This is a genomic window from Fervidobacterium nodosum Rt17-B1 (assembly GCF_000017545.1).
GTDB lineage: Bacteria > Thermotogota > Thermotogae > Thermotogales > Fervidobacteriaceae > Fervidobacterium > Fervidobacterium nodosum.
Map to the genome: position 1 here is coordinate 79,116 of NC_009718.1, position 13,837 is coordinate 92,952.

Consider the following 13,837-nt stretch of genomic DNA (forward strand, 5'->3'; position numbering starts at 1 on the left):
AATGGATTAAAGATTCGTGGTTTTGATATGTTTACAGGCGTAGGCACAGCAATTGTGACACCGTTTAGTAATGGTGAGGTTGATTATGGTTCGTACGAAAAGTTAGTCCGATGGCAGATTGAATCGGGGGTTAAAGCTATCGTTGTTGCAGGGACAACCGGTGAAGGAGTAACATTGACTGTTGAGGAACGTGAAAAACTTGTGGCTTTGACAAAGCAAATCTGTGAGGGAAAAGCGCAAGTTATAGTTGGTACGGGAACAAACGATACTCGTAAGACGTTAGAACTTTCCTTGAGTGCTGAGAAATCGGGAGCAGATGCACTGTTAATTGTTACACCGTATTACAACAAACCAACACAGGAGGGGTTATACGCACATTATAAATACTTATCTGAACGTTTATCTAAGCCAATAATAATTTACAATGTTCCAAGTAGAACAGGTGTAAACATCTCACCCGAGACGGTTGCAAGACTCGCAAGTGACTGTAAAAACATAGTGGCGATAAAAGAGGCAAACACTGATGTCAATCAAGCCGATGAAATATACAGACTAACCAATGGTGATTTTTACATATACTCTGGGAATGATGATAGAGCTTTTCATATGATATGCGCCGGTGCAAAAGGTGTTATTTCAGTGGCTTCAAACATTATTCCAGAACAGATGGTAGAATTAGCAAATAAAACTCTTCAAAATGACGTTGTCACAGCTAGGAATATTCATTTCAAATACTTAGAACTTATGAAGGTTCTCTTCGTAGAGACTAATCCAATTCCGGTAAAAGCTGCTTTAAATTTGCTTGGAATAATTAAAAATGAACTCAGATTACCACTTGTTCCAGCAAAACAATCAACTGTAGAGCTTTTGGAAAAAGTTATGAAGAAAGTTGGTGTATTATCATGAAATACGGAGTTATTGGTGCCAACGGGAAGATGGGAAGAGAGATAATAGATTATTTTTCAAGTATAGGTGATGAGCTGGTCATGAAAATAGATATTGGTTTAGAAGAAATAGTAGATAGACCAGATGTAATAATAGATTTTTCAAATAGGTCAGCGCTTGATAAAACTATTGAACTATGCCAGAAATTTTCATGCCCACTTGTGATAGGTACAACTGCTTTAACAGGCGAAGATTTCGATAGGTTAAGAGAGTTATCAAATATTGTTCCTGTCGTTCAAAGTTATAACTTTTCGCAAGGTATAGCTATTTTGAAATCTATTTTGGAAAGTTTTGGTAAATACTTTTCAGATTGGGATGGTGCTATAGTCGAGATTCATCACAATCAAAAGAAAGACGCACCTTCAGGAACAGCGATAATGCTAAAGAACTCTCTGAGTCGTGAAATACCTATAAGCTCTCTAAGAATAGGTGGTGTTTTTGGTGAACATGTAGTTATATTTTCAAACGCTGGAGAAGTTATAGAAATAAAGCACACAGCTTTATCAAGGAGGGCATTTTCTTTAGGTGTTAGAAAAGCAGCATTGTTTGCCTTGGAAAAAAATAAGGGTTTTTATTCATACTCAGATGTTTTAAATGAATTTTAGACAAAAAATGGGGGAATGAATATGGCTGATATATCCAATAAGAAGGTAAGTGAATTAACCAGTGAAGAGATAATACAACTCATAGCTAACAGTAAGAAGAAAACCATAGTTAGAGTTTACGTAAGTGGTAACTTAAAGGCTTTGGATATTCGTGATTTCGAAGGATACGGTAAAGAATTTGAGTTTGTTGGTGGTCAAGATTTTGGTGTGCTTTTTGGAAATTACGAATATATAAAAGAAATACTCCGAAACAATTCAATCACTTCTTTTAAAGTTGAATACATAGCACATAATTCGGCTATACCACTTTCCGATATTTCAAAATTTAACGCTCGAATAGAGCCTGGCGCGATAATTCGTGAATATGTTGAAATAGGTAATAACGCAGTTATTATGATGGGTGCGGTAATTAATTTGGGAGCTATCATTGGTGAAGGTACAATGATTGACATGAATACTGTTATTGGTGCAAGAGCAAGGATTGGAAAATATTGTCACATTGGTGCTGGGAGTGTTATCGCCGGGGTTGTTGAACCACCAAGTGCTCAACCAGTGATTATAGAAGATAACGTTGTAATAGGTGCAAATGCGGTCATTTTAGAAGGTGTAAGGGTTGGTGAACACTCCGTTGTTGCGGCTGGTGCGGTCGTTGTTGAAGATGTTCCACCTTACACGGTGGTTGCGGGTGTTCCAGCAAAAGTAATTAAAAAAGTTGATGAAAAAACTATAAGTAAAACACAGCTCATCGAAGAATTAAGAAAATTGAGGTGAGGAATAGTGAGGGTAGTTGTACAAAAATATGGAGGTTCTTCGGTTGCTGATACGGATAGAATAAAGAATGTTGCTAATAGAATTGCCAAAAAAGTTCAAGAAGGGTACAAAGTTGTGTCAGTTATTTCAGCTATGGGGAAGACAACAGACCAGCTTATAAACCTTGCCAAATCACTTTCGCAAAGGCCTGATGAAAGAGAATTAGATATGCTCCTTGTAACTGGTGAACAAGTTTCGTGTGCCCTTGTTGCAATTACTTTAAAAGATATTGGTATAAACGCAATATCACTAAACGCATTCCAAGCGAAGATATTAACCACAAAACACCATACAAACGCAAGGATAATGGATATAAGTGTTTCTCATTTAAGAGAATATTTGAAAGAATACGACGTAATTGTTGTTACCGGATTTCAGGGGGTTACAGAAGATGGTCACTTCACAACACTCGGTCGCGGTGGATCGGATACTTCTGCAGTTGCTCTAGCTGCGAAATTAAAGTGCGATTGTGAGATTTACAGTGATGTTGTTGGTGTCTATTCGTGTGACCCAAGGTTATATCCGAATGCAAAGAAATGGGATTATATAACCTATGATGATATGCTTGAACTTGCCGCGACTGGCGCAAAAGTCCTTCACTCAAGGTCTGTTGAAATAGCAAAAAAGTATAATGTAAAAATTTACTGTGCTTCTTCATTTTCACAGGAGGAGGGAACGTGGGTGGTTGACAGATTACCAGAATGGCTTGAAGAGCCTGTTGTAACGGGTGTAAGTTTGGATAGAAATCAGATGAAAGTTTCAATTATGGATTTACCAAACGAAGCCACGGTTATCGCCGATATATTCAAAAGAGTTGCCGATAAAGGCATAAATGTAGATATGATTTCACTTGTTAAGAACGGTTCATCAACACATGTTTCTTTTACGGTTGTGCCCGATGGTGTTGGAAAGATTGAAGAGCTATTGAACGAAACACTTTCGGTCTATGGTGCGAAGTATCATTTTTACGGACAATTTGCAAAGATAACGGTTGTTGGTACTGGTATGAGGTCAAGTTACGGTGTTGCATCAAAACTTTTGGAAGTATTGCAAAGTGAGCAAGTAGAACCAGAATTAATAACGACATCCGAGATAAAGATATCAGTTCTTGTTCCGGAAGATAAAGCTGAGATGCTCGTTAAAAAAATCTGTGAGGCGTTTGAATTGTAAAATTTAACATAAAATGACAGGGAGTGAGTTACGTGAGCTATATCGCCAATACTTACAATCGCTATCCGATGAAAATATCACGAGGAAAAGGCATATACCTTTGGGATGATAGAGGGAATCAATACATCGACACATTTATGGGCATTGGTGTTCTGCTCTTTGGACATAACCATGAGAAGGTAATAGATGCAATGAAACGTAAAATGGAAAGGTATGTCCATTTATCAAACTTTTTCTTAGACGAAGATGCGGAGTTTATCGCTGAAAGATTAGTAAAAGAGACCAAAAAAGATGGAAGAGTTTTTTTCACAAATTCTGGAGCAGAGAGTACAGAATGTGCTTTAAAAATTATAAGAAAAGTTCGTAAAAGTGGGAAAATAGTTTCATTTGATAAGAATTTTCACGGTAGGACGATGAAAGCTTTGAGTGTAACAGGTTTCCCGAACATAAGAGAACAGTTTGTCAATGACCAAGATGTTGTATTCTTGCCATATGATAATGATACCGTTACCAATTTTTTTGAAAGAGAAAGTGACATCGCAGCGGTATTTGTAGAAGTTATTCACGGTAGCGGAGGTCTTGATGTGATACCTAACGATATTTTAAATATCATATCTCGATACAAAAAAGAGAAAGGATTTATACTTGTAGTAGACGAAGTCCAGAGCGGTTTAGGAAGAACTGGGAAATTCTATGCATACCAGCATTTTGACGTAGAACCGGATATCGTAACTTTGGCAAAGGGAATTGGTGGTGGGGTACCTTTAGGTGCATGTATTATGCTTGGTGAGTACGCGGATGTACTAAATAAAGGTGAACACGGTTCGACGTTTGCACCTAACCCTGTAGCTTTAGCTGGCGGAAGAGCTGTACTTGAGATGATTGATGAAAAGTTATTGGCACATGTTGAAAAAATGGGAGAGTTATTCGAAGAAAAATTCAAAAGTTTAAGTTTTGTTAGCTCAGTGAAAGGAATGGGACTTATGAGAGGTATTTCATTAGCCAAAAACAATGTATTAAAAGCGGAGGTATTTTTAGAACATGGACTTTTAGTAAATATACTTGGAAATGGGACTATAAGATTTCTATTACCATTGAATATAAATGAGGAAGAAATTGAAGAAGTATCTTTAAAATTCAAAAAAGCCTTATCGCAATTACAATAGCAAGTACGGTTATATTGGATAATAAAAACACAGTATCTGAAATGTTCCATTTGAGTGAGTAATAGTGCGTTCGTTTACCAAGACCATATTTTCTTGCTTGAAGTGCAAGAGAAAGCTCCTCTGCTTTCCTTAAAGATGAAACGAGCAACGGAATTATTATGCTTGTAACAGCAGAGAGTTTGTTTCTTATACCCTTTTCAGAATACTTAGCACCTCTTGAAAGTTGTGCTTTAATTATTCGATCAGTTTCGTCTAATAGTACAGGGATAAATCTTATCGATATAGCTAACATCATACCAAAATCTTCGCGAGCTTCTTCTTTGACCTTTACATATTTTAACATTTCGACAATGCCTCTCGCTGTTAAAAGTGGTGGTGTTGTGTAAGTCAACATTGAGGCAAATAAAAATACCAATACTAATCTTAAAATTATATACAACGCGGAAACAACACCACCTTCAAAATATTGGACTAACCCTGCGAAAAGTATTAAAAACCACATACTTTTCAAACTTCTTAAATAAGCTATTGGCTTTATTTTTGAAAGGTACATCAATATAATGAAAAGCGATACAGGAATTATATATTCAATTAAATTACTCACAAGCATAACTAAAGTAATTTGAATTATCACACTTATCAATTTTGCCCGTGGATCTATTTTATGAATCACAGAATCTTTTGGAATATATTTTCCAATGGTAATGTTCAAAAAAACACCTCCGATTTTTTTCAAGATTTTGTTAACCAAAGGTATTGATAAATTTCAAAAACCATATTATCTTCTTAAATAGGGGACACCCCCCAATATACTCTCAATAAGGAGGTATCCCGATATGGTTAATGTCCAACTCAAATGCCCTCATTGTGGCTCTTCTAACTTCATCAAAAACGGTCATGATAAGTTCAAAAACCAAATCTTCTTTTGCAAAGACTGCAAGCGTTACTTTAAACTTTCTTTTACCAAAAAACACAAACTCTTCTCTTTCCCTTACCCTCGTTGTGTTCATTGTAACCATGTCATGGAAATTTACAAAATCCGCCGTTATTTCGTTCGTTTCAGATGCAGAAAGTGCAACTTCAAAACTTCTGTTCCGCTTTCTCTTCCTCAGCCTGTACCTTTCAACTTTCATCCCTTCAAATTCTTTCGTTTCCCTATCTATATCATTCTCAAAGCTTTCATCTTGTACTTCAAATACAACCTTTCTCTTCGTGCTATTAAAGCTTGCTTGAATATCAATGTCTCTCATGTTGCTATTTACAAATGGATTATCAAGTTATCTTCTGTTATTTCGCTTTTTGAGTTTGAGAATGTATTTAAAGTTCACGGTGATGAAACAGTTATTGTATTTCGAGACAAAAAGTACTATGTGTGGCTATTAGTTGAGCATGGTACGAATTTAATAGTAGCTTGGCATGTATCAAGATATCGTGATATGTCACAAGTTAAGATATTGTTAGATAAATACTTTAGTCAAAGAAAACAAAACACACAAATAGAGTTAATAACCGATGGACTAAAAGCGTACGAGATAGCAGTGAAACTAAATTTTGATAATGTTGAGCACAGAGAAGTAAGACTAGGTAAAAACAACGAATGTGAATCGAAATTTTCGTTATTTAAGATGTTTGTTAGAGCGAAAAGGAGCTTCAAGAAATTTAGCAACATACGGTACTATGTAAATGGTTTTTGTGTAGTAAGGAACCTATGCAAGTTATATGAGAACGAAAATGAGATGATTACAGCTTTAGCTTCCATCATCACTACTAGTTAACAGCATCTTTTTCAAAAAAACTTTTACCGAATACTAATTTTCATTTTTTCGCTAAATAGCTTTTCGAAAATTGATAATATTCATTTATAACATCAGAATAATTTCTAAAAAATTTAATTGTGTATTCGTTGTATCTATCCTTACGGCCGTTGTATGCTGAAATTGCCATTGTAATATCCCATTTGTGGACGTTTTTAAGTGTTAAGTATAAATACCTGTATGCAATTTTCAATTGCCAATCCGGATATCTTATTAACTCCGAATGTGAACTTAAGCTCTTTCTAAAAATTCTCACGTCTTCATAAAAATTTGCAACATAGAAAAGAGCATTTTCGTGTATTTGGAAATACCCAACGGCTTTACCGTTGTCACCGAATGTGTTGACAAAGCCGGTTTCCGTGAGACCAAAAGCGAGTGCCAAAAGGGGATCAAGATTTGGTATTATCTTTGTTTCTTCTTCCAAGGTTTTAGCCATGACTATCGCGTGTTGTTCTGGAACTTTTCGGCTTTTTAGGAATTGATAAGTAAAATCGTACAAAATTCCAGAAAAAACAATTTGCGATAGAAAAACCGCAAGAATTATGATTGTTAACTTTTTCATAATTCACCTCCTAAATAATTCTACGATTCAATGGTTAAAATTTAAATGTGAACTTCTATTTCACATCCTTCAATACAACGTAATTTTTCACGTGCAATTCCTTTGTTTATGGCTATTTCTACATACCCTGTGCTATCTTCGTGCACTAAAAGTTCGCCTTCATCAACATCCGCATACGTTTCAACGACAGGAATTTGATATGTTTTATTTCCTATTTTTAGATTTACGGAATCTTTTTCAGCTATCCAGGAGAATGGTATGTTAGTTTCAACGTTTCCAAATCTGTCAAAATACGCAATTTCACCGTGTATTACATTGTTTGATTTATGGGCTTTCCTATATGGTATCGTTGCGTAATTAGGTAATCTTGTGCCTAGTTCGTTAAAAATACCTTTTGTTATATACGCAGCAGCAGGAGAGAATATATCTCTTCCATGGAATGTTTTCGAGCTTCCAAGATGATATTTTTTATTAACCAAATCGATTATGCTTTTCGGTTGGTAACGTTCAAGTACGAGTGTCAAAACTCCGTTATCAGGAGCCACGAAATAATATTTGTCGGTTTCCACTGCAATTGCTTTTCTGGCTGTTCCAACACCGTAGTCGACGACTACTAAAAAAACACTCTTTTCGGGGAACCAATCTGCACTTCTATCTAAAATATACATAGCTTCTCTAACGTTGTACGGCGTAATTGAGTGAGTTAAATCAACTATTTCATCATTTGTTATACTTCTCATTACTCCTTTGCATATACCAACATAATGAGAACTGCCCCAATCAGTCATGAATACTATCATTTATGTCCCCCCTTACAGGAATGCTTAGTTAATGAATGCTTACCTGAGATAATTCTATTAGCCATTTTACCATAAAATCAACCAAAAATGGAATAACCTCATCCGATGGGAGGAACTTGGGATTATGTAATCCGTATTGGATATCGTTAGTTCTCACTCCTGCCCAGAACATCAGTGATGGATATTTCATGGTGAAAAATCCAAAATCCTCCCCTGTGTATTTCATACCACAATCTATAAAGTTTAATCCAGATTTCGACACGAAATCGCGGAATTTCTCAACAAGTTTGCTATTGTTTACGACAGGTGGATATAAGCTCCCTTTTTCTATCGTTCCATTATATTTTTGTGCATTTTGTGATATCTTTTCAAATGTTTGAAGGACTATTTCAAGTGTCTCGCCCCTAATGGAGCCTTGAACTTCTGAGTAATCTGCAACGGCGTTTCTTACATTTCCAGCAAACATTTTTCCAAAACCAGTCAAAACTCTTTTTCCATATTCGTTGGTATCGATGTTTGAATGATAAAACTCATGTAGGAATTCTACAGCATGTTTTAACGCATCTATTCCTCTATGTTTTTGAGCAATATGTGCAGATAAACCTTTGAATTTTGCCGTAATTTCCATAGCACATGCGAACAGTGTACCTTCAGTTGAAGCGAACTCCCCAAGCTTGTACTCATCAGTTACATGGAGTGCTGTTGCGTATTTTACTTTGTATTTTTCTCGCATCTCATCGATAACGTACTTTGCGCCACCTATTGTTTCTTCAGCAGGTTGAAAGACAAATACATAATTGCCTGGAATATCTTTTTCAACTATCTCCTTTATAACTCCATACATAATCGCCATGTGTATATCATGACCACATGCATGCATATTTCCATTTGTTGATGAAAACTCACATCCTGTTTCTTCAACTAGTGGAAGTGCGTCCATGTCAGCTCTGTACAATATCGAAGGTTTGGTTTTATCTTTCTCTATGTGGAGAATTAATCCCGTCTTTGCTATGATAATAGGTCTTAACCCCAAAGATTCAAGAGACTGTATCAAGATGTTTTGTGTTTTATATTCATTAAAAGCTAATTCGGGATTGCTATGAAGCTTATGTCTGAGTTCGATAGGTGATATTGCCATAAAATATTCTCTCCTTTTTCTCTAGTTTCTTGATAATATACTTGATGATATAAAATTATACCAAAATTTTAAAAAAAGTTCACCCTTTCGGGTGAACGAACTTATAAGGTGAGGTTACGCGGATTTCGTTTTTGCATTTTGAATTATTTTTAAACTTTTAAATCGATTTGTCTCACAGTACCAACTTGCCCATCTTCCGTCAAGTATATTCCTGTACTCCTTACGACGTAGTTCTCATAGTCAAATGGCGTAGTAACGTTCCCAAGGAATATAGCACCAACATTCAAATCAAGCAAACCAATGAGTTTTTCTTTACCATTTTCATCCGTTGTCCATATTTTGAGTTTTAAGAATTCCAAATCATCTTCATCGATCCAATTATCTTTGTCACTATCAAGCTTTGAAAGTTCTGAAAATCCGTCACCGGATATAGGTCCTAAGAGTTCTGTTGCGTCGTCAACTTTTCCGTTATTATTTTTATCGTAAACAAGTAATCCTATGCCACCGCCTATGTAGAATTTATCTTTTTCACCATCGAAATTCAAATCAAGCTCAACTATTTTTTCATTTCCTGTTTTGGATTTTAAATCTATTACAAGTGGATCAACGACTTTTCCCGATGTTTTTTGATAAGAATAAGATAACTGAAATTCTTTTAATTCAATCGAAAAGTCTATAGTTCTTCCGTCTTTTGTTTTGACACTTCCCAACGCTGAGAAATTAGAATATTGTATGTCGAGGTTTTCTTCTTCATTTTCAAACTCAACAACATCCTGTCCAGCTTGTTTATTAATTTGAATTTCGTAACTTGAACCTGGGAGATATATTTTTATCTTCTTTCCTGTTAATTTTTCGAGCATAGCTTTGATGATTTTTATCTTCTGCAAGGTTTTATCGTCTATTTGAGGCTTTTTTTCGTTTATTACAATTTCTATTTTGTCTGGTGTTCTGTATTTTCTAAAAGAAGATGAAACTTTTGAATAATTTAGTGAGAAATTTGTAGCTTCTAATTTAGCTTCATATTCGGCTATTCTCATCATTTCACCTCCTGATGTATAACTCAGATTGACAATCTATTCTTATCAAACTTATTATCGTCCATATTATGAACTCTTTCAGTTAAATTTTTGGAATTAAATATTTTGTGATAAAATAAGTATAAACTCGCGAAAAAATTTGTAATTCAAAATAGATAAAGGGGGAATTTAAGGTATGAAAAAATTTACTTTGGTTTTGATAATGACGGCTTTAAGTGTTTTTGCTTATTATGTAACGTTTATTGTTGAAGTCCCAGAATACACGCCAGAAGATGCAAAATTGTACATTGCGGGTAATTTCAATGGTTGGAATCCATCGGATAACAATTACGTTTTGAAACGCGAAAGCAACATCTTCAAAGGTACATTTGAGTTAAGCGGAAAAATCGAGTACAAAGTAACGCGGGGTTCATGGGAAAATGTTGAGAAGGGTGAAAAGGGTGAAGAAATACCGAATAGGGTTATTTTGGTAGATAAGGATATGGAAGTTAAAATAAAAGTTTACCATTGGAGGGATTTTGTGGAAAAGCAAAGTGCAGGATTAAAGTCAACTTATACGGGAAATATAAAACTTATAAAAGATTTTTATTCACCTGAACTTGGTAATAAACGCAATATAATTATCTACTTACCACCTAACTATGAAAGTTCAAATGACAGATACCCTGTTTTGTATATGCACGATGGTCAGAATATTTTTGATGCATCTACTTCGTTCAGTGGTATCGAGTGGTCTGCTGATGAGACCGCAGAGAAGTTAATTAATGAAGGGGTTATAAAGCCAATCATAATAGTTGGTATTTATAATGCAGGTTCAGAAAGGATAAACGAATATTCACCGTGGATTGATAAAAATTACGGTGGTGGAAAAGGTGAACTTTACGCACAATTTATAGTAAACACCCTTAAGCCTTTTATAGACAACAATTTTAGAACGTTATCAGACAGGGAAAATACCGCAATCCTTGGGTCTTCAATGGGTGGTTTGATTTCTCTATATATCGGTTTAAAATACAATAATGTATTTTCAAAAATTGGTGTTATGAGCCCATCATTTTGGTTTTCCGACAGAAAAGTATTTGAATTTATTAATTCTACAGAAGTTCCGAATGAAACGATAATATACATGGACATTGGAACAATGGAAGGTTCAAATCCTGATGTTTATGTAAACGATACAAGAAATATGTATAAATTGCTTCAAAAAAAGAGTAATGTGGAAGTCCTTTACATGGAAGATAGAGGTGCTATACATTCGGAAAGTGCTTGGGCAAAGAGATTTCCAGAAGTTTTAGTTTATTTTTTCGGTAATTGATAAAACTTAATTATAAGGGGTGAGCGCTGTGAAACTCATAAAAAGTTACGAGAAAGTTATTGTTTTTGGTTTTGTGTTTTCAATACTGTTGATGACACAAGCGGTTATATTCGCATGGAGTGGTCACGAAGTTTACACGTATTTTTTGGCAAAATCGTTAAATGCACCTCTTGATAAATTGGTTGAGATAACTCCATACTCTTACAAAGAAACGAGGTTATACAACACGAAATATTATTACACAGATGACTTTGCTGGACAAAGGAAATTTTTTGACCCATTAAACATAAGCGAATTTCCAGAAGACAAACCACCGGTGGATGGAAAAATACCTGCTTTCCAAATATTAAGCATTTATGCTCAATTCCCTGATTTTGGAATGGATGAGGGGCTCAACTTATCTCCTATGCAGGCATTGATTGGTAATAGCCAAGGAGTAAGACACATGCGATACAAACTTGGAATTATTGAAGCATTCGAAGGGGATAAATCGTTCTTGTACTTTGTTGATATGTCAAAAAAGGCATTTGAAAAAAGAGATGAATACTGGGGGTACAGGTTCTTATCTTATGCGTTGCATTACATTGAAGATTTATTCCAACCTTATCATGAAAGTCCTGGCACGTTTTGGGAGGTTTTAACATCACTTTTCGACAAAAAAGTTATGAAGATGCTTAACAATGCGCATTATACATACGATAACTATTTGGTATATTTGCTAGTGTACTCAAAAAACAGAGAAGAAGTTGTAAAGATAATAGAAAAAACCCCTGCTAGGTATGTTTCAAAGAATTACGAAAAATTAATAAACGAAGTCATGATGTACAGCTATTCCAAATTCCCGCAAGTGCATAGTGAGCTGAAAAAAGCTTTTGGAGACATGCTTTACGAGAGAATTCCGGAGATAGAAGATTTCAAAAAACTTGAAGAAGAAGGAAAGCTTGATAAATTATATTCTGTGACAAAGGACATAATAGTTGTTATGACTGGTACTATAAAAGGATTTTTGGAAGAATATCTTAAGAGCTATCAAAAATAAGCATTCAAAAATTTTTATATGAAAAGCTCTTTAAAGTGAATAAATTTCAATGAATCGTGGAATTTTTTAAATTCCACGGTTTTTTTAAAAGTGTTTATAATTGATGTAGGTAATCATAAAAATTTATCACGAAATTAACTTGGAGGTGTTAGCATGTGGGAATTTGTTAAGCAGACTGACCCAGAAATCTACGAAGTTATAATGAAAGAATGGGAGAGGCAGGAATATGGTTTAGAACTTATTGCATCTGAAAATTTTGTTTCGCCCGCGGTAATGGAAGCCATGGGGAGTGTATTAACGAATAAGTACGCAGAGGGATATCCAAAGAAGAGGTATTACGGTGGCTGTGAATGGGTTGACGTTGCAGAAAATTTGGCACGCGAAAGAGCTAAAAAATTATTCAATGCAAAATATGCAAATGTCCAACCACATTCAGGTTCACAAGCAAATATGGGAGCTTATTTCGCACTTGCTGAACCAGGAAGTACGTTGATGGGTATGTCGCTTAGCCACGGTGGGCACCTTACGCACGGTGCAAGTGTGAATTTCTCAGGACAAATTTACAAAGTCGTTCAGTACGGTGTCAATCCACAGACTGAAACCATCGATTACGATGAAGTGAGAAAACTTGCTTTGGAGCATAAGCCAAAAATTATCGTTGCCGGTGGTAGTGCTTACTCAAGAATTATCGATTTCAAAAAATTTAGGGAAATAGCAGATGAAGTTGGTGCATATCTTGTTGTTGATATGGCACATTTTGCAGGTCTTGTGGCAGCAGGAATATATCCAAATCCACTTGAATATGCGCACGTTGTGACGAGTACAACACATAAGACGTTAAGGGGACCTCGTGGTGGATTGATACTTACAAATGATGAGGAAATATATAAGGCGATAAATAAAGCAATATTCCCAGGTATACAAGGTGGACCTTTAATGCACGTAATAGCTGCTAAAGCTGTTTGCTTCAAAGAAGCACTCTCTGATGAATTTAAAGCTTATCAAAATCAAATTGTTAAGAACGCTAAAGCGCTTGCTAAAGCCCTCGAAAATAGAGGATTAAGAATTGTTTCTGGAGGTACTGATACACACTTGATGCTTGTTGATTTGAATCCTCTCAATGTTACAGGTAAAGCAGCTGAAACAGCACTTGGATACTGTCATATTACAGTTAACAAAAACACAATTCCAAATGAAACAAGGTCACCATTTGTGGCAAGTGGAATTAGACTTGGAACACCAGCGCTCACGACACGAGGTATGAAAGAAGAACAGATGGAAGAAATTGCTGATCTCATCGTTACGGTGTTGAAAAATGTTAAGGATGAGGAAGGAAATGTCGATGAGGAAGTTGCTAAGAGAGTATCAGATAGGGTTATAGAGCTTTGTAAACAATTCCCATTGTACGTAGGAAAAATATAAGTTTAAGGGGAGGT

Annotated in this window: 14 protein-coding genes; 9 read left to right on the plus strand and 5 right to left on the minus strand. The window is 35.5% G+C overall.

Annotated elements, in window-relative coordinates; all coding sequences use genetic code 11:
* Positions 1 to 27 precede the first annotated feature (27 nt).
* Genes dapA through FNOD_RS00415 form a run of 5 tightly spaced genes read left to right on the plus strand, consistent with a single transcriptional unit; the run spans position 28 to position 4,696 of the window.
* Positions 28 to 906 carry a 4-hydroxy-tetrahydrodipicolinate synthase gene (gene dapA / locus FNOD_RS00395; RefSeq protein ID WP_041257010.1) on the plus strand — a complete coding sequence of 293 codons (879 nt, stop codon included), beginning with the start codon at positions 28 to 30 and terminating at the stop codon, positions 904 to 906.
* A complete protein-coding gene (locus FNOD_RS00400; protein ID WP_011993263.1) occupies positions 903 to 1,550 on the plus strand; it encodes a 4-hydroxy-tetrahydrodipicolinate reductase in 648 nt (215 codons plus the stop codon). The genes dapA and FNOD_RS00400 overlap by 4 nt, the downstream gene beginning before the upstream one ends.
* A 21-nt stretch (positions 1,551 to 1,571) precedes the next feature.
* Positions 1,572 to 2,321, plus strand: a complete 750-nt coding sequence (dapD, locus tag FNOD_RS00405) for a 2,3,4,5-tetrahydropyridine-2,6-dicarboxylate N-acetyltransferase (RefSeq protein WP_011993264.1) — start codon at positions 1,572 to 1,574, stop codon at positions 2,319 to 2,321.
* A 6-nt stretch (positions 2,322 to 2,327) separates the two neighbouring features.
* Positions 2,328 to 3,530: an aspartate kinase gene (locus FNOD_RS00410; RefSeq protein WP_011993265.1), complete on the plus strand. Its 1,203-nt coding sequence runs from the start codon at positions 2,328 to 2,330 to the stop codon at positions 3,528 to 3,530.
* Positions 3,531 to 3,562: 32 nt separating this feature from the next.
* A complete protein-coding gene (locus FNOD_RS00415; RefSeq protein ID WP_011993266.1) occupies positions 3,563 to 4,696 on the plus strand; it encodes an aspartate aminotransferase family protein in 1,134 nt (377 codons plus the stop codon).
* Here FNOD_RS00415 and FNOD_RS00420 read toward each other — a convergent pair.
* Positions 4,668 to 5,408: an energy-coupling factor transporter transmembrane component T family protein gene (locus FNOD_RS00420; protein ID WP_011993267.1), complete on the minus strand. Its 741-nt coding sequence runs from the start codon at positions 5,406 to 5,408 to the stop codon at positions 4,668 to 4,670. The genes FNOD_RS00415 and FNOD_RS00420 overlap by 29 nt on opposite strands.
* Positions 5,409 to 5,532: 124 nt before the next feature.
* On the opposite strand from FNOD_RS00420, the gene FNOD_RS09635 reads away from it, so the two are divergent.
* The gene (locus FNOD_RS09635; protein WP_011993268.1) at positions 5,533 to 6,471 is read left to right on the plus strand and encodes a DDE-type integrase/transposase/recombinase; all 939 of its coding nucleotides are present in this window, start codon (positions 5,533 to 5,535) and stop codon (positions 6,469 to 6,471) included.
* A gap of 40 nt (positions 6,472 to 6,511) precedes the next feature.
* On the opposite strand, the gene FNOD_RS00430 is transcribed toward FNOD_RS09635, so the two are convergent.
* The 4 genes from FNOD_RS00430 to FNOD_RS00445 form a co-directional block, all read right to left on the minus strand.
* Positions 6,512 to 7,072, minus strand: a complete 561-nt coding sequence (locus tag FNOD_RS00430; protein ID WP_011993269.1) for a hypothetical protein — start codon at positions 7,070 to 7,072, stop codon at positions 6,512 to 6,514.
* Positions 7,073 to 7,113: 41 nt separating this feature from the next.
* On the minus strand, positions 7,114 to 7,872 hold the full coding sequence (locus FNOD_RS00435) for an SAM hydrolase/SAM-dependent halogenase family protein (protein WP_011993270.1): 759 nt from the start codon (positions 7,870 to 7,872) through the stop codon (positions 7,114 to 7,116).
* A 28-nt stretch (positions 7,873 to 7,900) separates the two neighbouring features.
* Positions 7,901 to 9,010, minus strand: coding sequence for a M20 metallopeptidase family protein (locus FNOD_RS00440; RefSeq protein WP_011993271.1), 1,110 nt, complete (start codon positions 9,008 to 9,010; stop codon positions 7,901 to 7,903).
* A gap of 149 nt (positions 9,011 to 9,159) precedes the next feature.
* Complete coding sequence (locus tag FNOD_RS00445) at positions 9,160 to 10,047, minus strand: hypothetical protein (protein WP_011993272.1); 888 nt, start codon at positions 10,045 to 10,047, stop codon at positions 9,160 to 9,162.
* Between the two features lie 175 nt (positions 10,048 to 10,222).
* On the opposite strand from FNOD_RS00445, the gene FNOD_RS00450 reads away from it, so the two are divergent.
* The 3 genes from FNOD_RS00450 to glyA all read left to right on the plus strand — a co-directional run bounded on the left by FNOD_RS00450 (position 10,223) and on the right by glyA (position 13,823).
* Positions 10,223 to 11,362, plus strand: a complete 1,140-nt coding sequence (locus tag FNOD_RS00450; RefSeq protein WP_011993273.1) for an alpha/beta hydrolase-fold protein — start codon at positions 10,223 to 10,225, stop codon at positions 11,360 to 11,362.
* Between the two features lie 28 nt (positions 11,363 to 11,390).
* Positions 11,391 to 12,401 carry a phospholipase C/P1 nuclease family protein gene (locus FNOD_RS00455; RefSeq protein WP_011993274.1) on the plus strand — a complete coding sequence of 337 codons (1,011 nt, stop codon included), beginning with the start codon at positions 11,391 to 11,393 and terminating at the stop codon, positions 12,399 to 12,401.
* A 153-nt stretch (positions 12,402 to 12,554) separates the two neighbouring features.
* Positions 12,555 to 13,823 (plus strand): serine hydroxymethyltransferase, encoded by a 1,269-nt coding sequence (gene glyA, locus FNOD_RS00460; RefSeq protein ID WP_011993275.1) that lies wholly within the window; start codon positions 12,555 to 12,557, stop codon positions 13,821 to 13,823.
* Positions 13,824 to 13,837: the final 14 nt, after the last annotated feature.

Excerpts from the sequence above, each read along its gene's own strand:
- FNOD_RS00435 (WP_011993270.1), bottom strand. The coding sequence starts at position 7,872 with ATGATAGTATTCATGACTGATTGGGGCAGTTCTCATTATGTTGGTATA.
- FNOD_RS00450 (WP_011993273.1), top strand. The coding sequence starts at position 10,223 with ATGAAAAAATTTACTTTGGTTTTGATAATGACGGCTTTAAGTGTTTTT.
- FNOD_RS00440 (WP_011993271.1), bottom strand. The coding sequence starts at position 9,010 with ATGGCAATATCACCTATCGAACTCAGACATAAGCTTCATAGCAATCCC.
- FNOD_RS00430 (WP_011993269.1), bottom strand. The coding sequence starts at position 7,072 with ATGAAAAAGTTAACAATCATAATTCTTGCGGTTTTTCTATCGCAAATT.
- dapA (WP_041257010.1), top strand. The coding sequence starts at position 28 with ATGTTTACAGGCGTAGGCACAGCAATTGTGACACCGTTTAGTAATGGT.
- FNOD_RS09635 (WP_011993268.1), top strand. The coding sequence starts at position 5,533 with ATGGTTAATGTCCAACTCAAATGCCCTCATTGTGGCTCTTCTAACTTC.
- FNOD_RS00445 (WP_011993272.1), bottom strand. The coding sequence starts at position 10,047 with ATGAGAATAGCCGAATATGAAGCTAAATTAGAAGCTACAAATTTCTCA.
- FNOD_RS00400 (WP_011993263.1), top strand. The coding sequence starts at position 903 with ATGAAATACGGAGTTATTGGTGCCAACGGGAAGATGGGAAGAGAGATA.
- dapD (WP_011993264.1), top strand. The coding sequence starts at position 1,572 with ATGGCTGATATATCCAATAAGAAGGTAAGTGAATTAACCAGTGAAGAG.
- glyA (WP_011993275.1), top strand. The coding sequence starts at position 12,555 with ATGTGGGAATTTGTTAAGCAGACTGACCCAGAAATCTACGAAGTTATA.